16 protein-coding genes, 2 rRNA genes and 1 other RNA gene are annotated in these 23,465 nt (G+C 64.2%); 2 read left to right on the plus strand and 17 right to left on the minus strand.

Features of this window, described 5'->3' with window-relative positions; translation table 11 throughout:
* Positions 1–10: 10 nt before the first annotated feature.
* The 12 genes from K2W61_RS04190 to rnpB all read right to left on the minus strand — a co-directional run bounded on the left by K2W61_RS04190 (position 11) and on the right by rnpB (position 14,453).
* Positions 11–961 carry a D-alanine--D-alanine ligase gene (locus K2W61_RS04190; RefSeq protein WP_175134775.1) on the minus strand — a complete coding sequence of 317 codons (951 nt, stop codon included), beginning with the start codon at positions 959–961 and terminating at the stop codon, positions 11–13.
* On the minus strand, positions 958–2,364 hold the full coding sequence (murC, locus tag K2W61_RS04195; protein WP_175134774.1) for a UDP-N-acetylmuramate--L-alanine ligase: 1,407 nt from the start codon (positions 2,362–2,364) through the stop codon (positions 958–960). The genes K2W61_RS04190 and murC overlap by 4 nt, the downstream gene beginning before the upstream one ends.
* Positions 2,361–3,440 carry an undecaprenyldiphospho-muramoylpentapeptide beta-N-acetylglucosaminyltransferase gene (gene murG, locus K2W61_RS04200; protein WP_175134773.1) on the minus strand — a complete coding sequence of 360 codons (1,080 nt, stop codon included), beginning with the start codon at positions 3,438–3,440 and terminating at the stop codon, positions 2,361–2,363. Before murG ends, murC begins: the two co-directional genes overlap by 4 nt.
* Positions 3,437–4,630 (minus strand): putative lipid II flippase FtsW, encoded by a 1,194-nt coding sequence (gene ftsW / locus K2W61_RS04205; RefSeq protein ID WP_175134772.1) that lies wholly within the window; start codon positions 4,628–4,630, stop codon positions 3,437–3,439. Before ftsW ends, murG begins: the two co-directional genes overlap by 4 nt.
* Positions 4,627–6,159: a UDP-N-acetylmuramoyl-L-alanine--D-glutamate ligase gene (gene murD / locus K2W61_RS04210; RefSeq protein ID WP_175134771.1), complete on the minus strand. Its 1,533-nt coding sequence runs from the start codon at positions 6,157–6,159 to the stop codon at positions 4,627–4,629. Before murD ends, ftsW begins: the two co-directional genes overlap by 4 nt.
* Positions 6,156–7,325 carry a phospho-N-acetylmuramoyl-pentapeptide-transferase gene (mraY, locus tag K2W61_RS04215; protein ID WP_175134770.1) on the minus strand — a complete coding sequence of 390 codons (1,170 nt, stop codon included), beginning with the start codon at positions 7,323–7,325 and terminating at the stop codon, positions 6,156–6,158. Before mraY ends, murD begins: the two co-directional genes overlap by 4 nt.
* Positions 7,315–10,179 carry a bifunctional UDP-N-acetylmuramoyl-L-alanyl-D-glutamate--2,6-diaminopimelate ligase MurE/UDP-N-acetylmuramoyl-tripeptide--D-alanyl-D-alanine ligase MurF gene (murF, locus tag K2W61_RS04220; RefSeq protein WP_175134769.1) on the minus strand — a complete coding sequence of 955 codons (2,865 nt, stop codon included), beginning with the start codon at positions 10,177–10,179 and terminating at the stop codon, positions 7,315–7,317. Before murF ends, mraY begins: the two co-directional genes overlap by 11 nt.
* Positions 10,176–11,903 (minus strand): peptidoglycan D,D-transpeptidase FtsI family protein, encoded by a 1,728-nt coding sequence (locus K2W61_RS04225; protein WP_175141806.1) that lies wholly within the window; start codon positions 11,901–11,903, stop codon positions 10,176–10,178. The genes murF and K2W61_RS04225 overlap by 4 nt, the downstream gene beginning before the upstream one ends.
* Positions 11,900–12,190: a cell division protein FtsL gene (gene ftsL, locus K2W61_RS04230; RefSeq protein ID WP_175134767.1), complete on the minus strand. Its 291-nt coding sequence runs from the start codon at positions 12,188–12,190 to the stop codon at positions 11,900–11,902. Before ftsL ends, K2W61_RS04225 begins: the two co-directional genes overlap by 4 nt.
* Positions 12,190–13,287 (minus strand): 16S rRNA (cytosine(1402)-N(4))-methyltransferase RsmH, encoded by a 1,098-nt coding sequence (gene rsmH / locus K2W61_RS04235; RefSeq protein ID WP_175134766.1) that lies wholly within the window; start codon positions 13,285–13,287, stop codon positions 12,190–12,192. The genes ftsL and rsmH overlap by 1 nt, the downstream gene beginning before the upstream one ends.
* A 7-nt stretch (positions 13,288–13,294) precedes the next feature.
* On the minus strand, positions 13,295–13,723 hold the full coding sequence (mraZ, locus tag K2W61_RS04240) for a division/cell wall cluster transcriptional repressor MraZ (RefSeq protein ID WP_175134765.1): 429 nt from the start codon (positions 13,721–13,723) through the stop codon (positions 13,295–13,297).
* 324 nt (positions 13,724–14,047) lie between these two features.
* Positions 14,048–14,453: RNase P RNA component class A (gene rnpB / locus K2W61_RS04245), an RNA gene on the minus strand.
* Between the two features lie 108 nt (positions 14,454–14,561).
* Here rnpB and K2W61_RS04250 point away from each other — a divergent pair.
* Positions 14,562–16,394 carry an ATP-binding cassette domain-containing protein gene (locus K2W61_RS04250; protein WP_175134764.1) on the plus strand — a complete coding sequence of 611 codons (1,833 nt, stop codon included), beginning with the start codon at positions 14,562–14,564 and terminating at the stop codon, positions 16,392–16,394.
* An 88-nt stretch (positions 16,395–16,482) separates the two neighbouring features.
* Here K2W61_RS04250 and pyrC read toward each other — a convergent pair whose 3' ends face one another.
* Both pyrC and K2W61_RS04260 read right to left on the minus strand, forming a co-directional pair.
* Positions 16,483–17,547, minus strand: a complete 1,065-nt coding sequence (gene pyrC / locus K2W61_RS04255; RefSeq protein WP_175134763.1) for a dihydroorotase — start codon at positions 17,545–17,547, stop codon at positions 16,483–16,485.
* An 11-nt stretch (positions 17,548–17,558) separates the two neighbouring features.
* On the minus strand, positions 17,559–18,752 hold the full coding sequence (locus tag K2W61_RS04260; RefSeq protein ID WP_175134762.1) for a M20 aminoacylase family protein: 1,194 nt from the start codon (positions 18,750–18,752) through the stop codon (positions 17,559–17,561).
* A 147-nt stretch (positions 18,753–18,899) separates the two neighbouring features.
* Between K2W61_RS04260 and K2W61_RS04265 the strand changes: the two genes are divergently transcribed.
* Positions 18,900–19,178 (plus strand): SWIB/MDM2 domain-containing protein, encoded by a 279-nt coding sequence (locus tag K2W61_RS04265; RefSeq protein ID WP_006217453.1) that lies wholly within the window; start codon positions 18,900–18,902, stop codon positions 19,176–19,178.
* 420 nt (positions 19,179–19,598) lie between these two features.
* Here K2W61_RS04265 and K2W61_RS04270 read toward each other — a convergent pair whose 3' ends face one another.
* The 3 genes from K2W61_RS04270 to K2W61_RS04280 all read right to left on the minus strand — a co-directional run bounded on the left by K2W61_RS04270 (position 19,599) and on the right by K2W61_RS04280 (position 23,374).
* Positions 19,599–19,964 carry a DUF4870 family protein gene (locus K2W61_RS04270; protein ID WP_175134761.1) on the minus strand — a complete coding sequence of 122 codons (366 nt, stop codon included), beginning with the start codon at positions 19,962–19,964 and terminating at the stop codon, positions 19,599–19,601.
* Between the two features lie 216 nt (positions 19,965–20,180).
* Positions 20,181–20,293: ribosomal RNA gene (gene rrf, locus K2W61_RS04275) — 5S ribosomal RNA — on the minus strand.
* A 200-nt stretch (positions 20,294–20,493) separates the two neighbouring features.
* A 23S ribosomal RNA gene (locus K2W61_RS04280) occupies positions 20,494–23,374 on the minus strand.
* Positions 23,375–23,465: the final 91 nt, after the last annotated feature.

The following is a 23,465-nucleotide window of genomic DNA, read 5'->3' on the forward strand; positions in this document are numbered from 1 at the left end:
AATGTCCGGGTCAAGGATTACGGGCCGCGCTGTGCAACTTGCACGAGGCATCGGCCAGGATCGCCACGCACAGTTCGGCATAGCTCATGCCGGTGGCACGAGCCGCCATCGGCACCAGCGAATGGCTGGTCATGCCGGGCGAGGTATTCATTTCAAGCAGCCAGGGGCGGTTGTCGGCGTCCAGCATGAAATCGGCGCGGCCCCAGCCTTCGCAGCCCAGCGCGCGATAGGCGCGCACCGCGATGTCGGCGACTTCCTCGGCCACGGCCGGCGGCAGCGCCGCCGGGCAGAAGTACTGCGTGTCGTCGGAGAAGTACTTGTGCTCGTAGTCGTAGTTGCCGCCGGGCGCGGCGATCTCGATCACCGGCAACGCGCGCGCGGTCTTGCCGCCCCCCAGTATCGCCACCGTCAATTCGCGGCCCGCGATGAACTGCTCGGCCAGCACTTCGGCGTCGAACTTGGCGGCCAGGGCATAGGCTTCCTTCATGTCGGAATAACCCACGACCTTGGTGATGCCTACCGTCGACCCTTCATGCGGCGGCTTGATGATCAAGGGCAGGCACAGACGATCGGGCACCAGGCGCAGCTCGGTCTCGGCGTCCAGCAATTCGAATGCGGGCGTGGGCAGGCCGTGTTGCAGCCACACCCGCTTGGTCATGGTCTTGTCCATGGCCAGCGCGGAAGCCAGCGGACCGCTGCCGGTGTACGGAATGCCCAGCAGTTCGAGCGCGCCCTGGATCGAGCCGTCTTCGCCGAAGCGGCCATGCAGCGCGATGAACACGCGTTCGAAGCCCTCTGCCGCCAGTTCCGCCAGACTGCGCTCGCCCGTGTCGAACAAATGCGCATCGACGCCGGCGCTCAGCAACGCCTCGTGCACGCCGGCCCCGGACATCAGGGACACTTCGCGTTCGGCGGACCGGCCGCCGTACAACACACCCACTTTGCCGAATGTCGCGCTCATGCCAATTCTCCAACTTGGGCCGGGACCTTGCTGATCGACCCCGCGCCCATGACGATGACCACGTCGCCATCGCGCACGAAATCCACCACTGCCTGCGGCAGGTCGGCCACGTCCTCGACGAACACCGGCTCGACCTTGCCGGCCACGCGCAAGGCGCGTGACAGGGCACGGCCGTCGGCGGCCACCAGCGGCGGCTCGCCGGCCGAATAGACCTCGGTCAGCAACACCGCGTCGGCCGTGCCCAGCACGCGCACGAAGTCCTCGAAGCAATCGCGGGTGCGCGTATAGCGGTGCGGCTGGAACGCCAGCACGATGCGGCGGTCAGGCCAGGCGCCGCGGGCGGCGGCCAGCGTGGCGGCCATTTCCACCGGGTGATGGCCGTAGTCGTCGATCACCGTGAAGGCGCCGCCGCCATGCGCGGCGGGCACCGGGAACTCGCCCGTCTGCGTGAAGCGCCGGCCCACACCCTTGAACGAGGCCAGCGCATCGCGGATCGCCTCGTCGGACACGCCCAGTTCGGTCGCCACGGCGATCGCCGCCAACGCGTTGCGCACGTTGTGCAGGCCCGGCAGGTTCAGTTCCACCTGTAGCGGCGGCAACAGCGTGTCACCCTGGCTGCGCTGCACGTTGAAACGCATGCGCGTGCCCTCGGCCCGCACCTCATAGCCGCGCACCATGGCCTCTTCGTTCAGGCCGTAGGTGGTGATGGGGCGCGACACGAACGGCATGATCTCGCGCACGTTGGCGTCGTCGCTGCACAGCACCGCGCTGCCGTAGAACGGCAGGCGCTGGGTGAACTCGATGAATGCGCTCTTGAGGCGGGCCACGTCGTGGCCATAGGTGTCCATGTGATCGGCGTCGATGTTGGTCACGATGGCCATCACCGGCAGCAGGTTCAGGAACGAGGCGTCGGATTCGTCGGCCTCGACCACGATGTAGTCGCCCTGCCCCAGGCGCGCGTTGGCGCCGGCCGAATTCAGGCGCCCGCCGATCACGAAGGTCGGGTCCAGGTCGGCCGCGGCCAGCACGCTTGCCACCAAGCTCGTGGTGGTGGTCTTGCCATGCGTGCCGGCCACCGCGATGCCGCGCTTCAGACGCATCAGCTCGGCCAGCATGATGGCGCGCGGCACCACCGGGATGCGCGCGGCGCGGGCCGCGATGACCTCGGGGTTGTCGCCCGCCACCGCGGTGGAGGTGACGATGGCGCCAGCGCCGGTGACGTTGCTGGCGACGTGACCGATGGCGATGTTCACGCCCAGGCCGGCCAGACGGCGCGTCACCGCCGACTCGTTCAGGTCGGAACCGCTGACGGTGTAGCCCAGGTTGAGCAGCACCTCGGCGATGCCGCTCATGCCGGAGCCGCCGATGCCTACGAAATGGATATGTTGGATTCTGTGTTTCATGATGAACGCCCCGCTGCCTGTTCACAGACGTCGGCGATGTGCGCCGCCGCTTCCGGGTGCGCATGCGCGCGGGCCCGTTCTGCGACGGCTTGCAGTTCTTGTCGGTTGCGCTGGCCAAGCCAGTCCGCCAGCCACTCGGGGCTCAAGGCGTTCTGCGGCTGCAGCCAGGCGGCCTGCGCGTCGCTCAGGAAGCGCGCGTTGGCGGTTTGATGGTCGTCGATGGCATGGGGGAACGGCACGAACAGCGCCGCCACGCCCGCCGCGGCCACTTCGGACACCGTCATGGCGCCCGCGCGGCAGATCAGCAGGTCGGCATCGCCCATGGCGCCGGCCATGTCGTCGATGAAGGCGCGGCAGTCGGCCGCCACACCCGCCTGGGCGTAGGCCTGCTGCAGCGCCGGCAAGTGTTGTTCGCCGGCCTGATGCACCACCACGGGACGGCTTTCCCGTGGCAGGCGCGCCAGCGCCTGCGGCACAGCGGTATTGAGCGCCTGAGCACCGAGGCTGCCGCCCACCACCAGCAGCCGCAGCGGACCGCCACGGCCGGCATAGCGCTGCGCCGGATCGGGCAAGGCGCACAGGTCGGCGCGCACCGGGTTGCCCATGGCCTCGCCCTTGGGCAGCACGCCGGGGAACCCGCTCAGCACGCGGCGCGCCATGCGGGCCAGCCACTTGTTGGCGGTGCCGGCCACCGCATTCTGTTCGTGCACCACCAGCGGCGTGCCGCGCAGCGCCGCGATGACGCCACCGGGGAAGGCGACATAGCCGCCCATGCCCAGCACCACGTCGGGGCGCACCGCCGACAGGCGCGACCACGCCTGCGCGCAGGCGCGCAGCAGCAGGAAAGGCAGCTTCAGCAACGCCGCCACGCCCTTGCCGCGCACGCCGGCAAAGCGCAGCGGCACCAGCTCGATGCCGCGCGGCGGCACCAGTTTGCCTTCCATCTTGTCGGGGTTGCCCAGCCACAGCACGCGCCAGCCACGCTGGCGCAGCACATCGGCCACGGCCAGGCCGGGCATGATGTGGCCGCCGGTGCCGCCGGCCATGATCAGGATGGTGCGCGACGACGCGGTCATACCCGTCCTCCGCGCATCATGATGCGGTTTTCCACATCCACCCGTATCAGCATGGCCAGGGCGCACAGATTCATCACCACGCCCGAGCCGCCATAACTCATCAGCGGCAGCGTCAGCCCTTTGGTCGGCAGCAGCCCCAGGCACACCCCCATGTTGATGAAGGCCTGCACCCCGAACCACATCGCCACGCCGTGCGCCACCAGACCGGCGAACGTGCGTTCCATGGCGATGGCCTGGCGGCCGATGTCGAAACCGCGATAGACGATGATGGCGAACAGCGTGATCACCAGCATCACGCCGGCGAAGCCGAGTTCCTCGCCCACCACCGCCATCAGAAAGTCAGTATGGGCTTCGGGCAGGTAGTGCAGCTTCTCGACGCTGGCGCCCAGGCCCACGCCCAGCCATTCGCCGCGTCCCAGGGCGATCAGCGAATGCGACAACTGATAGGCGCTGCCGTAGGCATTGTCTTCGTTCCAGGGATCCAGATAGGCGAACAGACGCGCGCGGCGCCACGGCGACAGCCAGATCAGCATCAGGAAGGTGCTGACCAGCACCGCCAGCAGGCTGCTGAAGTATTTGCCGTTGATGCCGCCCAGGAACAGGATGCCGATCGCGATCGCCACGATCACCATGAACGCGCCCAGGTCGGGTTCGAGCAGCAGCAGCATGCCCACGCCCGCCAGCGCGAACGCCATCGGCAAAAAGCCGCGTGCGAAGGCCTGCATGTGCTCCTGCTTGCGCACCGTGTAGTCGGCCGCATACAGCAGCGCGGCCAGCTTCATCAGTTCGGACGGCTGGAAATTCAGCGGGCCCAGCGGGATCCAACGGTGCGCGCCGTTGACCTCGCGGCCGATCCCCGGGACCAGCACCGCCGCCAGCAGCACTATCGCCACCACGAACAGCGGTACCGCCAGGCGCTGCCAGACGCGGATCGGCACCGCCAGCACAACCGCCCCCGCCACCAGGCCGGTGCAGACGAACAAGCCATGGCGGATCACGAAGTAATAGCGTCCATACGACGCATAGCGCGGGCCGTCGGCCAGCGCGATCGACGCCGAGTACACCATCAGCAGGCCGAGCAGCAGCAACGTCGAGGCCGCGATCGCGAGCGGCATGTCGAAATTGCGCATGCGGGTACGGCCGGGCCGTACGGCATTGACGCTGGCGGTGAGATCGGCGATCAGGCTCATGCCACCTCTCCTCGGTCGCGGGCCAGGTCTTCGACCTCTTCCACAAACACTTGCCCGCGATGCGGGTAGTTGCGGAACATGTCCAGGCTGGCGCAGGCGGGCGACAGCAGCACCACGTCACCGGCCTGCGCCAGTTCGGCGGCGCGGCGCACGGCGTCACGCAGCGATGCCACGGCAATGCAGTCGACGCCAGTGGCGGCCAGCACCCGGCCGATCTCGGGGCCATCCTGGCCGATCAGCAGCACGGCGCGCGCATGGCGCGACACCACCGGAATCAACGGCGAGAAGTCCTGGCCCTTGCCCTGGCCGCCGGCGATCAGCACCACCGGCTGGCCCATGCCTTCGAGCGCGGCCACGGTAGCGCCGACGTTGGTGCCCTTGCTATCGTTGATGTAGTCCACGCCGCCGATATTGCGCACAAAAGCGGCACGATGCGGTTCGCCGGCATATTCACGCAGGGCGCGCAGCATCGGGCCCCAACCGAGGTCGAGGCAACGTGCCAGCTGCAACGCGGCCAGCGCATTCAAGGCATTGTGGATGCCGCGGATGCGCAGGGCATCGACCGGCATCAGGCGGCTCATGCGGCCCTTGGCCCGCACCGGCTCCGGCGCGCCCTTCTTGCGGCGCACCGGCGCCACGGGTTCGTCGAAATCGACCGGCTCGGCCGCCACCAGCCAGGCCACGCCCTGCCCCAGATCCAGGCCCATGTCGCCGACCAGCTCCGGCACGTCGCGGCCGAAGCTGCGCACCGGCATGGCATCCAGCGACGGCACCATGTCCACGGTATACGGATCATCGCGATTGACAATGGCGATGCGCGTCATCTTCAGCAGGCGCGCCTTGGCCCGCGCATAGGCGTCCATGCCGCCATGCCAGTCCAGGTGATCCTGCGTCACGTTGAGCACGACGGCCGCGTCGGCCATCAGCGTGTGCGTAGTCTCCAGCTGGAAGCTCGACAGTTCCAGCACCCACACTTGCGGCAGCGCATCGGCATCCAGCGCCTGCATCAAGGCGGTCAACGCGGCCGGACTGATATTGCCGGCAGCCTGCACCGACAGGCCGCTGGCCGCGATCAGGTCGCGCGCCAGCGCGGTGACGGTGGTCTTGCCATTGGTGCCGGTCACGGCCAGCACGCGCGGACGGTATTCACGGGTCTCGGCCAGTTCGGCCAGCGCCCGCGCAAACAGCTCGATCTCGCCGACGACTTCGATGCCGCGAGCCTTGGCTTCGCGCAGCAGATCGCCGGCCGGCGCGCCGTCGGGCGCCAGCCCCGGGCTGACGACGACCTGGTCGACCCCATCCAGCAGCGCGAGATCGAAAGACGTGTCGCAGCCCAGGCGGTATTCCACCTCGGCCTGCGCCAGCGCATCGCGCAGCGCGGACAATCCCCCCGGCTCGGCGCGCGTGTCGGCCACGCGCAGGCGGGCGCCCTGGCGGGCGCTCCAGCGTGCGGCGGCGACACCCGACTCGCCCAATCCAAGGATCAGGACGAGCGGCGCGTCGGCGCGGGAGGTTTCATTCATATTCATCGCAACTTCAGGGTAGAGAGGCCAATCAGCACCAGCATCATGCTGATGATCCAGAAACGCACGACCACCTGGGTTTCCTTCCAGCCGCCCACTTCGAAGTGATGATGCAGCGGAGCCATGCGGAATATGCGTCGACCTGTTCCATAACGTCGCTTGGTGTACTTGAACCACGTCACCTGGATCATCACCGACAGGGTCTCGACCACGAACACGCCGCCCATGATGAACAGCACGATCTCCTGGCGCACGATGACCGCGATCGTGCCCAGCGCCCCACCCAGCGCCAACGCGCCGACGTCACCCATGAACACCTGCGCCGGATACGCGTTGAACCATAAAAATGCCAGCCCCGCGCCGCCGATCGCCGCGCACAGCACCATCAGCTCCGAGGCGCCCGGGATATACGGGAACAACAGATACTTCGAGTAGTCGACACGGCCGACCACGTAGGCGAAGATGCCCAGCGCGCTGCCGACCATCACGGTGGGCATGATCGCCAGGCCATCCAGGCCGTCGGTCAGATTGACAGCGTTGCTGGTGCCGACGATCACAGCCCAGGTCAACGCCACGAAGCCGAGCACGCCCAGCGGATAGCTGACCGTCTTGAAGAACGGCACGATCAGGTCCGCGCGCGTCGGCAGCGACATCGTGAAGCCACTACCGACCCAGGCCTTGAACAGGGGCCACAACTCGGCGTTGGCCGGCGCCGACACGGCAAATGCCAGATACACCGCCGCCACCAGGCCGATGGAGGCCTGCCAGAAAAACTTCTGGCGCGCCGGCATGCCTTCGGGATCGCGATAGACCACCTTGCGGTAATCGTCCATCCAGCCGATCCAACCAAAACCGAAGGTCACCAGCAGCACCACCCAGACGAAGCGGTTGGTCCAGTCGGCCCACAACAACGTGCTGATGGCGATGGAAATCAGGATCAGCACGCCCCCCATGGTCGGCGTGCCAGTCTTGACCAGGTGGCTTTCCGGGCCATAGGAACGCACCGCCTGGCCGATCTTCATCTCGGTCAGCTTGCGGATCACGCGCGGGCCGGCCACCAGGCCGATCAGCAGCGCGGTGGCGCAGGCCAGCACCGCGCGCAGCGTGATGTACTCGAACACACCCAAGGCGCGCACATCATCGGAAAGCAGGCGGGCGATCTCAAGCAGCATGGTTGTCCCCCTGCCCCTTGGACGCATGTCCGTCATTCGAAGTAAAAGCCGTCACTACCCGCTCCATGCGCATAAAGCGCGATCCTTTCACCAATACGCAGGACGCGCGCAGGCCGCGCAATGCGGCAACCACTTCGTCTACCGATGCGCAGGCGTGCGCGCCCGAACCGTAGGCGGCCGCGGCCGCCCGGCTGGCTTCGCCTAGCGTGATGAGCGCGTCGAGCCCGAGCTCGCGCGCGTAATTGCCCACCTCTTCATGCATGGCGGGGCCGTTGTCCCCGACTTCGCCCATATCGCCCAGCACCAGGACACGCGTGCCGGCCATGCGGGCTAGCACATCGATGGCCACGCGAACCGAGTCGGGGTTGGCATTGTAGGTGTCGTCGATGAGCAACGTTCCGTCACTCAATTTCTTGTGCTGCATGCGGCCCGCGACTGGACTGAAACCAGCCAGCGCCCGCACGGCGACATCCAGCGGCACGCCTGCGGCGATGCTGCTGGCGATCGCCGCCAGCGCATTGCGCAGGTTGTGCACGCCAGGCACCGGCAACACTAGATCGGCATTGCCCATCGGCGTCACCACGCGGCAACGCGTCGAATCGACGTCCGCCAGAATCTGTTCGGCGTAGACATCCAGCCCCGGCTGCAGGCCGAAGCGCAACGCGCGGCGCGGCGCGGCGAGCTTGTCCCAGATCGCCGCGTACGGCTCGTCGCCCGGATACACGGCCACGCCATCCGCCGGCAGCGCGGCGATGGCGGCACCGTTTTCCAGCGCCACCGCTTCCACGGTATGCATGAATTCCTGGTGCTCGCGCTGGGCGTTGGTGACCAGCGCCACGCTGGGCGCCGCGATCGCCGCCAATTGGGCGATCTCGCCCGGGTGGTTCATGCCCAGTTCGAACACGGCGGCGCGGTGCTCCGGCCGCAGGCGCAGCACCGTCAGCGGCACGCCGATGTCATTGTTCAGGTTGCCAGCGGTCGCGAGACGGCCTTCCTCGCCTTGCCAGCCGGCCAGCATGGCCGAGATCATTTCCTTGGTAGTGGTCTTGCCGTTGCTGCCTGTCACCGCCACCACCGGCAGCGAGAAGCGGGCGCGCCAGGCGGCGCCGATACGCATCAGCGCCACGCGGGTATCGCCCAGCACCAGTTGCGGCAGGCTCGATTCCGGCACGGCGTGCGCCACCACCGCGGCGCAGGCGCCGCGCTCGGCGGCCTGGTCCAGATAATTGTGGGCGTCGAAGTTCTCGCCCACCAGCGCCACGAACATCTCGCCGGCGCCAATGCGCCGGGTGTCGGTGGAAACGCCTTTGACCTGCGGCAGCAACAGCGCCAGCCGCGCCCATTCCCGGTCATCGAAAGGCAGTTTCTCGCCGGCGATTTCCTGGTAGGTCTCGTGCCCCTTGCCCGCCAGCAGCACCACGTCTTCCGGCGCGCTGGCCCAGATGGTCTGCATAATGGCGCGGGCACGGTCCACCTGGACCTCGGCCATCACCGAAGCCGGAATGCCGGCAACGATCTGCGCCACGATGACGTCGGGCGATTCGCTGCGCGGATTGTCGCTCGACACCACGACATGGTCGGCCAGCTCGGCTGCGATGCGTCCCATCTCGGGGCGTTTGCCTGCGTCGCGATCGCCGCCACAACCGAACACGCATACCAGGCGGCCGGCGCGCGCCTGGGCCACCGGGCGCAACGCCATCAAGGCGCGCGCCAGCGAGTCCGGCGTGTGCGAATAATCGACCACCACCAGCGCCCCGCGGCCGGCATGGGCCTGGGAGGCGAGCGCCACCGGTTCCACCGTTTGCAGTCGACCATCCACCGGATCGGTCGCGGCCAGTTCGCGCGCGATCTGCGCGAAGGGCAGGCCCAGTTTGTAGAGCACGCCCGCCACCAGCAACAAGTTCGAGACGTTGTGCGCTCCCAGCAGGCGCGTCACGATCTGCGCCTCGCCATGCGGCGACACCAGCGTGAATATCTGTCCTTGCGCGGTGGCCTGCAGGTCGCGCGCACGCATCGCGGCAGGAATCGCCGGATCCGCGCTCAGGCTGTAGCCCATCACCGACAGCGCCGGCGGCAGCGAGGCGATCAGGCGGCGACCGGCTTCGTCGTCGGCGTTGACCACCGCGGCGCTCAGCCCCGGCCAGCGGAACAGGCTGGCCTTGGCCGCCTCGTACCGCGCCATCGTGCCGTGATAATCGAGGTGATCGCGGGTCAGGTTGGTATAGGCGGCCAGCGCCACCCGCACGCCATCCATACGGCCCTGTTCGATGCCGATGGACGACGCCTCCATCGCCACCGCCTTGGCGCCGGCATCGCGCATGGCCGCCAGCAGACGGTGCACGGTCAGCACGTCCGGCGTGGTGAGATGGCCGCCCAGCGTCTGCCCGTCGGGCAGCACCGCGCCCAGGGTGCCAATGGTGCCGCAGGGCTTGTCGTTGCGTCCCAGCGCGTGGGCGATCCACTGCACCGACGAAGTCTTGCCGTTGGTGCCGGTCACGGCCACCACCGCCAGCGCCGCCGACGGCCGGCCGTACCAGGTGTCGCCCAACTCGCCCAACAGGGCGCGCAGACCGCTCACCGGCAGCATCGGCGTATTGCCGGCCGCCGCCGCGGCCTCGATGGCTTCGGTCGCGGGCGCTTCGAACAACACCGCGCTGGCGCCCAGCGCCAACGCCTTCTCTATATACAGGCGGCCGTCGCTGGACAGTCCCGGGCAGGCAACGAACACGTCGCCCGGCTCGATCTCGCGGGAGTCCAGCTTCAGGTGCGCGGTCAACGACACGCGCGAATGCAACCACGCCACGGCGTGTTCGACCGTGGCGACGGAGGATGAGAGGAAGCCCTTGGCGCTCATCTGCCTGGCTCCTTGATACCGGCAACGATTGTCGACTCGAAGGGCGCGTCCGGCCGCACCCCCATCAACCGCAGACTCCCGCCGACGATATGGGAGAACACGGGCGCGGCGATCGCGCCGCCGTAGTAACCGCCGACCGTGGGCTCGTCGATCGATACCGCGACCACGATCTTGGGATCGGACACCGGCGCGAATCCCACATACGAGCTGCGGTAGCGCTGCATGCTGTACTTGCCATCGACGATCTTGCGCGCGGTGCCGCTCTTGCCCGCCACGCGGTAACCCTGGACCTGGGCGGCCTTGGTGCCTTCCGGCCCGGCGGCGGCCTCCAGCATGCCGCGCACCAGCGCGGTGGTCTTGGGCGTGTAGATCTTGACGCTGGTGGGATCGCTGTCGCGCTTGACGAGGGTCAGCGACACCATGTCGCCGTTGCGGGCAAACACCGTATAGGCGCGCGCCACCTGCAGCAGCGACACCGACAAGCCATAGCCATAGGCCATGGTGGCCTTTTCGATCAAGCGCCAGCGTTCCCACGGCCGCAGGCGGCCAGGGGCCGCGCCCGGGAATCCCACCTGCGGCGCCTGCCCCAGTCCCAACTCGGTGAAGCGGTCCCACATTTCGCGCGACTCCAACTTCTCGGAGATCATCGTCATGCCGATGTTGCTGGACTTGCGCAGCACGCCAGCCACGTCCAGCGTACCGTTGCGGCTGACATCGCTGATGGTGCTGCCCTGATAGGTGAAACGACCGTTGCCGGTCTCGAACAGTGTCGACGTCGTGATACGGCCCAGGTCCAGCGCCAAGGCGGCGGTGAACGGCTTCATGATCGAGCCGGGCTCGAACGTGTCGGTGATGGCCTGGTTGCGCAGGTTCGCGCCATGGAAGGTTTCGCGCCGGTTCGGATCGAATGTCGGCAGGCTCGCCAGCGCCAGGATCTCGCCGGTATGCACATCCACGATCACGGCGGTGGCACCCTTGGCCTGGTGCTTTTCCATGGCGTCCTTCAATTCCTTGAACACCAGGTATTGCAGACGGGTATCGATGGACAGGCGCAGGTCGCGGCCATCGACCGGCAGGGTCACGGCCTGCACATCCTCGATCACCCGGCCCAGCCGGTCCTTGATGACACGCCGGCTGCCCGGCCGGCCCGACAACTGCTGATTGAACGTCAGCTCGACGCCTTCCTGCCCTTGATCTTCGACATTATTGAAGCCGACGACGTGCGCCATCACCTCGCCGTCGGGGTAGTAACGGCGGGTCTCGGGTTGCTGATGCACGCCGGGCAGCCCCAGTTGCTTGATCTTGTCGGCCACGTCCATCGAAACCTGGCGCTTCAGATACACGAAGTTCCTGTCTTCGTCGACCCGGCGCCGCAGGTCGGCGATGGGCGTTTCCAGCAACTTGGCCAGCGCATCCAACTGGGCGGACGTGGCCTGCTTGAGGTCTTCGGGAATGGCCCAGATGGCGCGCGCCGGCACGCTCGAAGCGAGCACCGAGCCGTTGCGGTCCATGATCTTGCCGCGGGTGGCCGACAGCGTCAGGGTGCGCTCGTAACGGCGCTCGCCCTGCTGCTGCAGGAATTCGGTGGACAGCCCTTGCAGGAACAGGGCACGGCCGGCCAGCACGGTGAAGCCGCCGAACAGCAGGATCAGCACCAAACGCGCGCGCCAGGTCGGCAGTTGCCCGCGCAACACCGGATTATCGAAGAAGGGCACGCGCTTCATCGGGCACCTCCACCGGGCGGCAGCGGCGGTTGATTCAGGTACAGCGTGCGGTCAGGCACGATGGGAATCATCTTCAACGTGTCGCGCGCGATCACATCGACCCGGGCATTGCGCGCCAGCTCGGCGCGTTCCAGCTGCAGGCGCCGCCAGTTGGTTTCCAGGTCGCGTGCCTGCGCCTGATCGCGACCCAACTCGACAAAGAGCTGGCGCGACTGATACCGGCTGGTGACCAGGGAAATGGCCGACAGCATCAGCAAAGCCGCAACGATCAGGTTGACGCGACCCATCAGCGGCGCCCTCCCTTGCCGCCGCGGCGAGGCGGCGGAGCCAGATCGCTGCCGGGCAGCGAACCGATTTTCACGAATGCCATGCCGCCCTCGGCGGGCAAGGGCGTGGCGGTGCGTTCGGCGACCCGCAGCACCGCCGAACGGGCGCGCGCATTGGCCGAGACTTCATCGTCTTCGGCCAGCACGCGCCCCAGGGAGCGCAGCACCGGCTGGGGCATTTCGCTTTCGCGCAAGGGCAAGCGCGCATGCGCGGCAGCCGGACGCGCCGCCGCCGCGATGCACTGCTTGACCATGCGGTCTTCGAGCGAATGAAAGCTGATCACCGCCAACCTCCCCCCCGGGGCGAGCAGATCTAGAGCTGACGCGAGGGTGCGCGCGAGCTCTTCGAGTTCCCGATTGATGTAAATCCGTAGAGCTTGAAAGGTGCGTGTGGCCGGATGCTGCCCCTTTTCGCGCGTGCGGACGGCGCTGGCGACGCACTCGGCAAGCTCGAGCGTGGTGCGCAGCGGCCTTGTTGCGCGGCGAGCAGCAATCGCCTTTGCAACCTGAAAAGCAAACCGTTCTTCGCCATAATCCGCTATGACCTCCCGCATCTCATCCACACTGGCTTGCGCCAGCCAATCCGCCACCGTGGGTCCACGAGTGGTGTCCATCCGCATGTCGAGCGGGCCATCCCGCATGAACGAGAAACCGCGCTCGGCATCGTCGATCTGAGGCGACGACACGCCCAGATCCAGCATCACGCCATCGACCTTGTCGATGCCGCGTTGCCGCAACGCTTCGGCCATGGTGGCAAAGCCGCCGTGCACCACCGTCACCCGGGAATCCACCGCCGCCAACGCATTGGCGACGGCGATCGCCTCGGGGTCCTTATCGAACACCACCAGACGGGCGGCCGGGCCCAGGCGGCCAAGCAGCTCGCGGCTGTGGCCGCCGCGACCGAAGGTGCCATCCACGAAGACACCCCGTTCCTTGCGCGTAGCCGCAGCCGGCTCGTCCTGGGCGTGCGACCGTGTCGCGCCCTTGCCGCCGAAATCGGCCAGCAACAGCGCGTCCACCGTCGGCTCCAGCAGGACGGGCCGATGTTCGAATTCCATAACTCTTTCAGAACGAAAACTGATTCAACACATCCGGCATACCCTTGGCCAGGTCTTCAGCCTCGCGGCTTGCCAGGGTAGCGGCATCCCACAGCTCGAAGTGCGCGCCCATACCGAGCAGCATCACCTCGCGCGTCAATCCGGAAGCGTTGCGCAGTTCAGGCGCGATCAGGACGCGGCCAGAGCCGTCCAGCTCCACGTCCTGAGCGTTGCCCAGCAGCAGCCGCTGCAACGCGCGAGCCGTCATGGGAAAGGCGGCAATCTGCTCGCGCTTCTTTTCCCACTCGGGCCGCGGGTACACCAGCAGGCAGCCGTCCGGGTGGCGGGTCAGGGTCAGGCGGCCTTCGGCCTGCGCCATGAGCGCGTCACGATGCCGGGTCGGAATCGAGATCCGCCCCTTGGCATCCAGCGTGAGCGCGCTGCTTCCCTGAAACACCACTTTTACCCCACTTAATTGCACAATTTCCTACTATTTCCCACTCTACGGTATGGCAATGGGGCGGTCAAGCGCACGGTTGCAATTTTTTCAATCACAACAAGGACTTAGAGCAACTTGTAAATTCACCAATAGAAAAACCTCCCAATAAATCAGGAGGTTGCGTCACTATCTAAATGTGGTTCTTAAGAAGTGGCGGCTAACAATGCCTTTGCATTGTTTTACCCGGCCCGCCGGCCGAAGACTGGCGGGGGCTGCGCGCCAGATGGCGGACATCGAGACCTGAAAAAAGCCGCGCGGCAGCGCGCGCCGATCGGAAATCCAATGCAAGACGGGCCTATAGGCCGGATTCTGTACACCAGGTTTCCCTGGCGGACGATCATTCCTCTGCGCGGATCATTGCTGAGCCGCTGTAGCCATCTACCCGCATACTCGGACGGAGCCGCCCTTCACGACCCGAAAGCCGCACGCATGCCTATTTGATGTTGCTCCGGGTAGAGGTTGCCGCGTTTCACCCTGCGATGCCGCCCGCCGTTACCGGCTGGCGCGATACGGAGATGGCCGTATCGGTGCGCGCATGGCACGCCCGCCCCGCAGACTCGTCTCTGTGGCCCTGTTCCTCGACCGCGTCCGAAGACGCGACCGGACGGCCGTTAGCCGCTACCCTGCCCTGTGGAGTCCGGACCTTCCTCGATGGATTCGCATCCACCGCGATCGCCCGACCCGCCTTGCGGTGCGTATTCTAGTACAGGTCTCGGCTCCGTCCCCGAACAGCCGCCCGGGTTCCTGCGACAATATGGCCTGATCCGCTTATCCCGCCGCAAAAACGACTCCCTACATGGCCCTCGCAACGCTCATCACCCTGACCGACATCCAGCTGGCCTACGGCCATCACCCATTGCTGGACCATGCCGACTTCGCCATCCAGGCCGGCGAGCGCATCGGCCTCATCGGCCGCAATGGCGCCGGCAAGTCCTCGTTGCTGCGGCTGCTGGACGGCCGCACCGCGCCAGACGACGGCGACATCGCCCGCAGCTCAGGCCTGCGCGTGGCCACCGTCGAACAGGAACCGGAACTGGACGAAAATGCCACCGTCTTCGACGTGGTCTGCAACGTCGAAGGCGACCACGAAGACTGGCAGCGCCCCTCGCGCGTGCGCGCCATCCTGGAAAAACTCGGCCTGCCCGCGGACGCCCAGATCGCCGGCCTGTCCGGTGGCACCCGCAAGCGGGTCGCGCTGGCCCGCGCCCTGGTCGAGGAGCCCGACCTGCTGCTGCTGGACGAGCCCACCAACCACCTGGACTTCGACGGCATTGCCTGGCTCGAGGAAATGCTGCGCACCTGGAAGGGCGCCGCGGTCATCATCACCCACGACCGCCGTTTCCTCGATTCAGTGGCTACCCGCATCGTCGAACTCGACCGCGGGCGGCTGCTCAGCTTCCCCGGCAACTTCTCGCAATGGCAAGAGCGCAAGGCCCAGTGGCTGGAATCCGAGCGCCTCGAGCAAGCCCGTTTCGACAAACTCCTGGCCCAGGAAGAAGTCTGGATCCGCAAGGGCGTGGAAGCCCGCCGCACCCGCAACGAAGGCCGCGTGCGGCGCCTGGAACGCCTGCGGGTCGAACGCGCCGAGCGCCGTGAACGCGTCGGCGACGTGTCGTTGGCACTGGCCGAAGGCCAGCGCTCCGGCAAGCTGGTGGCCGAACTGGAACACGTCAGCAAGCGCTTCGGCGACAAGGTCGTGGTGGACGACTACTCCACCACCATCCTGCGCGGCGACCGTATCGGCATCATCGGCCCCAACGGCGCCGGCAAGACCACGCTGCTCAAGCTGATCCTGGGCGAAATGCCGCCCGACAGCGGCAAGACCCGCACCGGCACCAACGTGTCGGTGGCCTACTTTGACCAGATGCGCGCCCAGCTCGACGAGAACGCAACGCTGGTCGACATCATCAGCCCGGGTAGCGAATGGGTCGAGATCGGCGGCACCCGCAAGCATGTCATGAGCTATCTCGGCGACTTCCTGTTCTCACCCGCGCGCGCCGGCTCGCCCGTGCGCAGCCTGTCCGGCGGGGAACGCGCGCGCCTGCTGCTGGCGCGCCTGTTCGCGCGTCCGGCCAACGTGCTGGTGCTGGACGAACCCACCAACGATCTCGATATCGAAACGCTCGAGTTGCTTGAAGAACTGCTGCAGGAATATTCCGGCACGGTGCTGCTGGTGAGCCACGACCGCGCATTCCTGAACAACGTCGTCACCCAGACCATCGCCTACGAGGGCAACGGCCACTGGCGCGATTATGTCGGCGGCTACGACGAATGGGTCGCCCAGCGGCCCGCCCCGGCGCTCGTCGAAAGCACCGCGGAAGATACTGCCAAGGCGCGCGCCGCCGATGAAGCCGCCGCCCGCGCCAAGGCCGCCAAGGCAAAGCCGGTACGAGCCGCCAAAATGAATTCGTGGGATTTGCGCGAACTCGAGGGCCTGCCCGACGCCATCGCCGCGCTCGAGGCGCAGCAGGCGGCGCTGGCCGGCAAGCTGGCCGATGGCAGCCTGTACCGCGATGCGCCCGCCGAAGTCGAACGCATCAACGGCGAACTGTCCAAGCTCGAAAGCGAGCTCGAAGAGAAATTCGCGCGCTGGGAATTGCTCGAGGCGCGCCGCGAAGGCGGCCTCTGAGGCTGGGGCAGCGGGCTACCACGGCTTGCTGCGGCCCACTACGATATCTGGCGCATCGCCAACGGCGCGGGATGCGCCACCGGCGTGCCTACGACGTGGCGCGCCAGGCCAGCGTCTCGCCCGCGGCCAGGGGCACCAGCGCGGTATTGCCGAACGGCAGTTCTTCCGGAATCTGGAAGGTCTCCCGCACCAGGGTCAAGGTTCCCGTATTGCGCGGCAAACCGTAGAAATCCGGCCCGTGGAAACTGGCGAACCCTTCCAGCTGGTCCAGCTTGCCGACGGCATCGAACGCGGTCGCATACAACTCCATCGCATGCAAAGCGGTGTAGCAGCCGGCACAGCCGCAGGCATGCTCCTTCAGGCCACGGGCATGCGGCGCACTGTCGGTTCCCAGGAAGAAGCGTGGGCTGCCGCTGGTCGCGGCCGCCACCAGCGCCTGGCGGTGGGTTTCACGCTTGAGGATCGGCAGGCAATACCAATGCGGCCGCACGCCACCCTGGAAAATCGCGTTGCGGTTGTACAGCAGATGCTGCGGCGTGATCGTGGCCGCGATCGGACCTTCGGCATCACGCACATACTCGGCGCCCTCCTTGGTCGTGATGTGCTCGAACACCACCTTCAAGGCGGGGAACGCACGCCGCAGCGGCTTCATCACCCGTTCCACGAAGATCGCCTCGCGATCGAACACGTCTATCGACGGATCGGTCACTTCGCCATGCACCAATAGCGGCATGCCACACTTCTCGAGCGCTTCCAATGCCTTGGCGCACTTGCCCAGCAGATCGGTGACACCGGCGTCGGAATTGGTGGTGGCCCCGGCCGGATACAGCTTGACCGCACAGACCTGGCCGGACTCGTGCGCGCGGAAGATCTCTTCGGCGCTGGTGTTGTCGGTCAAGTACAGCGTCATCAACGGCGTGAAAGCGCCAACATCGCCGCCCGCCTTGGCCAGCGCCGCCAGAATGCGGCCGCGATAGGCCACGGCCTGTTCAGTGGTGGTTACCGGCGGCTTCAGATTGGGCATGATGATGGCGCGGGCAAACTGTCGCGCCGTATCCGCCACCACCGCTTCCAGCGCGGCGCCATCGCGCAGGTGCAAGTGCCAATCGTCGGGGCGGGTGATGGTCAGTCGAGTCGTATTTTGCGTAGACATGGGAAGGCTTCTTAATCTGCCAGCGGCATGCCCCGTTCAGCCAGCGCGCAGAACATCGCGCTGCCCAGGGGAATGACGGCATCGTTGAAATCGAAATGCGAGTTGTGCAGCACGCAGCCAGACTCGGCTCCGCCTTGGCCCAGACGGAAATAAGCGCCTGGCTTGCTCTGCAGCATGAAGGAAAAATCTTCGGAACCCATCGACGGGACCAGGTCGCGCACCACGTTTTCCTTGCCGATCATCTCGGTGGCGATATCCGCGACCAGATTGGCGTGTTGCGGCGTGTTCAGGGTCGCGGGATAGATGCGCTCATAGGTTAGCTCAGCGGTGCCGCCGAATGCGCCGGCGATGGCGGTGACCAACTCGCGCATGCGCGTCTCCACCATCTCCTGCACCGACTTGCGGAAGGTGCGCACCGTGCCCACCAGCCGCGCCTCGCGCGGGATCACGCTCATCGCGCCAGGATGGCCGGCCTGCAGCGAACCGATCGATACTACCGCGGAATCCAGCGGATTGACGTTGCGCGACACAATGGTCTGCAGCGCGGTGATGACCTGGCCAGCGATAGTGACCGGATCGATCGTCTGATAAGGATGCGCGCCATGACCGCCGCGGCCGGTAATGAGGATCTCGAAACGGTCGGCCGCCGCCATCATCGGTCCCGGGTTGATGCCGATGGTACCGGGCTTCAGCCCGGGCCAGTTGTGCAAGGCGTAGATGGCATCACAGGGAAAGGTGTCAAATAGCCCGTCCTCCATCATGGCTTTGGCCCCCCCGCGCCCTTCCTCGGCCGGCTGGAAGATGAGTACCGCCGTGCCATCGAAGTTGCGGGTCTGCGCCAGGTACCGGGCCGCCCCGATCAATACCGCCGTATGGCCGTCATGGCCGCAACCATGCATCAGGCCGGGCTTGGTCGACTTGTGGCCAAAGTCGTTGTCTTCGGTCATGGGCAGGGCGTCCATGTCGGCGCGCAGGCCGATCATGCGTCCGCTGTCGCAGCGTTTGCCGCGAATGACGCCCACCACGCCTGTCTTGCCAATGCCCCGGTGCACCTCGATGCCCAGCGCCTCCAACGCGCCCGCCACGATCCCAGACGTGCGGACTTCTTCGAAGCCCAACTCGGGATGAGCGTGCAGGTCGCGCCGCAGCGCCGTCAATTCGTCATGAAACAAGCGAATTGATTCCAAAGCAGAACGTGCGTACATAGGAGGTTACAGAATGACGTGGAAGGGGGGACAGTGGCGATATTTTAGTTGCTACAGAGGATAAATGCCTTTGTCTTTAGGGGAGAGACACGTTATGCTCCGGCCGCAGGACAATTTTTCCAACAGCCAGAGAAGGAGCGCCGCATTATGGCCACAACCTCCAAACCCGCGACCGCGCGCAAGCCGAACGCTGCATTCATGAAGCCCCTGACTCCCAGCGCCGAACTGGCCGCTGTGATCGGTTCGGAAGCCGTGCCGCGCACCGAGGTCACCAAGAAGATCTGGGAATACATCAAGAAGCACAACCTGCAAGATGCGAGCAACAAGCGCAACATCAACGCCGATGCCAAGCTGCGCCCGATCTTCGGCAAGGATCAGGTCACGATGTTCGAACTGACCAAGCTGGTCAACGCACATCTGAAGTAAGCGGGCAAAGGGCGTACTTGGTACGTCCCTGCCTTGGCTATGCCTCAACGCCCTGGCTTGAACGCCGGGCGGGTTCGACCCGCAGTACCCCTGAAGCTGTACTCCACAAGCAAGCTCTCCAGCTCCTGCCGTCAGCCCCCATCATAACGATGGGCAATCCGGCGACTTCCACCCCAGATCCTTTCCAATGCGCTGCAGGCCCTGCATCAGGCAAGGCCGGGATGGCCGGCTGATGGCCGCGGCAACAGACCTTTGCCGCCAACGAGCGCGTCCTTTCCCTTGACGACGCAATCCATCACCCGCCCACGGTTCGAACCACCACTCTCACCCTGAGCGGGGTTGGCGGGGATCGCCTGCGGTTGCGCTCATCAAATAAAAAAGCCGGCATACGCCGGCTTTTTCCGTCAGGCACGATCCGGATCACGCATACGAGGTCGGTGCCGTGCCATCCAGCAATGCAAGCCAACCCTTGATCAGGCGGTACAGGCCCCACACGATGGTGGCGACGACGCCGATCCATCCGATATAGATGAGCACCGCCAAGCTGCTGATGGCCAGCCACAGCAACGCCCACCAGAAGGTGCGCAGCAACCAATCAAAATGCGTTGCATAGACCGTACCTGCAACGTCGGAACGCTTCAGGTACATCAACACGACTGAGGCCAGCGTGGCAATGCCCAAGAAACCACTGGTCAGAAAGCCCAGGGCAAACAAACCATAGGCCACGTGGGTCAGCGTGCGCAGGTCCAATGCCGTACCGGGCGCGGGGGTCTGGGTATCACTCACGATTACGCTCCAACAACAATTGACTCGGTCAATCTTACCGCACAAACCCGACTGGTCCACGGGCGTTGTTATTTGGGCACATTCAATGCTGGCGCGGGTTTCAGGCGTGTCGGACGACTTTCTCGCCCGCCCTTCCGACTCGGTGGGCTTGTACTTTCCGCGCGGCCAAAAACAAAACCCCACAGGCGCGAGCCTATGGGGTTTTGAGCAATAAAAGCCTGACGATGACCTACTTTCACAGACGTCCGTCCACTATCATCGGCGCAAAGGCGTTTCACTGTCCTGTTCGGGATGGGAAGGAGTGGTACCACCTTGCTATGGTCGTCAGGCGTAACGGGTTGAGAGGCTGTCCTTGGGGACAACCGCTCCAATCTTGGAAGAAGCGCAACGTGTGGTGATCAGAGCGGTGCTCGACGATCACGCACAGGTGGGTGTAATTGGTGTTGGCTGGCTGCTGACGGGGCAGCCAGATTTTGTATTGAACGACACTTGGAACGCTACATCACCAGGTCATAACCATCAGTGTTATAGGATCAAGCCTCACGAGCAATTAGTATCGGTTAGCTTAACGCATTACTGCGCTTCCACACCCGACCTATCAACGTCCTGGTCTCGAACGACTCTTTAGGGGGATCAAGTCCCCGGGATACCTAATCTTCAGACGAGTTTCCCGCTTAGATGCCTTCAGCGGTTATCTCTTCCGTACTTAGCTACCCGGCAATGCCATTGGCATGACAACCGGTACACCAGAGGTACGTCCACTCCGGTCCTCTCGTACTAGGAGCAGGCTCCGTCAAGTATCCAACGCCCACGGCAGATAGGGACCAAACTGTCTCACGACGTTTTAAACCCAGCTCACGTACCTCTTTAAATGGCGAACAGCCATACCCTTGGGACCGGCTACAGCCCCAGGATGAGATGAGCCGACATCGAGGTGCCAAACACCGCCGTCGATATGAACTCTTGGGCGGTATCAGCCTGTTATCCCCAGAGTACCTTTTATCCGTTGAGCGATGGCCCTTCCATTCAGAACCACCGGATCACTATGTCCTGCTTTCGCACCTGTTCGACTTGTCAGTCTCACAGTCAAGCACGCTTATGCCATTGCACTATCAGCACGATTTCCGACCGTACCTAGCGTACCTTCGAACTCCTCCGTTACACTTTGGGAGGAGACCGCCCCAGTCAAACTGCCCACCATGCACTGTCCCCGATCCGGATAACGGACCAAGGTTAGAACCGCAAACAAACCAGGGTGGTATTTCAAGGATGGCTCCACGTGATCTAGCGACCACGCTTCAAAGCCTCCCACCTATCCTACACAGGCCGGTTCACAGATCAATGCAAAGCTACAGTAAAGGTTCATGGGGTCTTTCCGTCTAGCCGCGGGTAGATTGCATCATCACAAACACTTCAACTTCGCTGAGTCTCAGGAGGAGACAGTGTGGCCATCGTTACGCCATTCGTGCAGGTCGGAACTTACCCGACAAGGAATTTCGCTACCTTAGGACCGTTATAGTTACGGCCGCCGTTTACCGGGGCTTCGATCAAGAGCTTGCACCCCATCACTTAACCTTCCGGCACCGGGCAGGCGTCACACCCTATACGTCGACTTTCGTCTTTGCAGAGTGCTGTGTTTTTAATAAACAGTCGCAGCCACCGATTCTCTGCGACCCCATCATGCTAAGCGCGCAGGCGCTTCACACTACCGGGGTATACCTTCTCCCGAAGTTACGGTATCAATTTGCCGAGTTCCTTCTCCTGAGTTCTCTCAAGCGCCTTGGAATATTCATCCCGTCCACCTGTGTCGGTTTGCGGTACGGTCTCGTACAGCTGAAGCTTAGAGGCTTTTCTTGGAACCACTTCCAATCACTTCGCAAGCTATGCTCGCTCGTGCCGTACCCTTGATTTACGCGCCCGGATTTGCCTAAGCGCCATCTTCGATACGTCAACAGGGACATCCAACACCCTGATGATCTTCCGCGATCCGTCCCCCCATCGCACTGTACGACGGTGCTGGAATATTAACCAGCTTCCCATCAGCTACGCATCTCTGCCTCGCCTTAGGGGCCGACTCACCCTGCGCCGATGAACGTTGCGCAGGAAACCTTGGACTTACGGCGAGGGGGCTTTTCACCCCCTTTATCGCTACTCATGTCAGCATTCGCACTTCTGATACCTCCAGCAGCCTTTACAAGCCACCTTCGCAGGCTTACAGAACGCTCTCCTACCGCGTGCACAAAGTGCACACCCGCAGCTTCGGTTTATCGCTTAGCCCCGTTACATCTTCCGCGCAGGACGACTCGATCAGTGAGCTATTACGCTTTCTTTAAAGGATGGCTGCTTCTAAGCCAACCTCCTGACTGTCTATGCCTTCCCACTTCGTTTCCCACTTAGCGATAATTCGGGACCTTAGCTGGCGGTCTGGGTTGTTTCCCTCTTGAGTCCGGACGTTAGCACCCGGTGCTCTGTCTCCCAAGCTGTACTTGCGGGTATTCGGAGTTTGCCATAGTTTGGTAAGTCGCCATGACCCCCTAGCTATAACAGTGCTCTACCCCCCGCAGTAATACTTGAGGCACTACCTAAATAGTTTTCGGAGAGAACCAGCTATTTCCAGATTTGTTTAGCCTTTCACCCCTATCCACAGCTCATCCCCTAATTTTTCAACATTAGTGGGTTCGGTCCTCCAGCACGTGTTACCGTGCCTTCAACCTGGCCATGGATAGATCATCTGGTTTCGGGTCTACACCCAGCGACTGAATCGCCCTATTCGGACTCGCTTTCGCTACGGCTTCCCTATTCGGTTAACCTTGCCACTGAATGTAAGTCGCTGACCCATTATACAAAAGGTACGCAGTCACCCCACAAGGAGGCTCCTACTGTTTGTATGCATACGGTTTCAGGATCTATTTCACTCCCCTTCCGGGGTTCTTTTCGCCTTTCCCTCACGGTACTGGTTCACTATCGGTCGATCACGAGTATTTAGCCTTGGAGGATGGTCCCCCCATCTTCAAACAGGATTTCACGTGTCCCGCCCTACTTTTCTTACGCTTAGTTCCACACACAAAATTTCGTCTACAGGGCTATCACCTGCTACGGCCGGACTTTCCATTCCGTTCGACTATCTTGCATGCTAAAACGTAAAGGCTCTTCCGATTTCGCTCGCCACTACTTTCGGAATCTCGGTTGATTTCTTTTCCTCGAGCTACTGAGATGTTTCAGTTCACCCGGTTCGCCTCCACTGACCTATGTATTCAGTCAGGGATACTGCTTGCGCAGTGGGTTTCCCCATTCGGATATCTGCGGATCAAAGCTTGTTTGCCAGCTCCCCGCAGCTTTTCGCAGGCTACTACGTCCTTCATCGCCTGTGATCGCCAAGGCATCCACCATATGCACTTAGTCGCTTGATCCTATAACGCTGTAGGCTATAGGACCTGAGTATTAGCGTTTGTGCCGTTCATAAGTTTCAAAGCAGTCTGAGGTTATTCACCCCAGTCTTGA

Source organism: Achromobacter pulmonis (assembly GCF_021733725.1).
GTDB lineage: Bacteria > Pseudomonadota > Gammaproteobacteria > Burkholderiales > Burkholderiaceae_B > Achromobacter > Achromobacter pulmonis.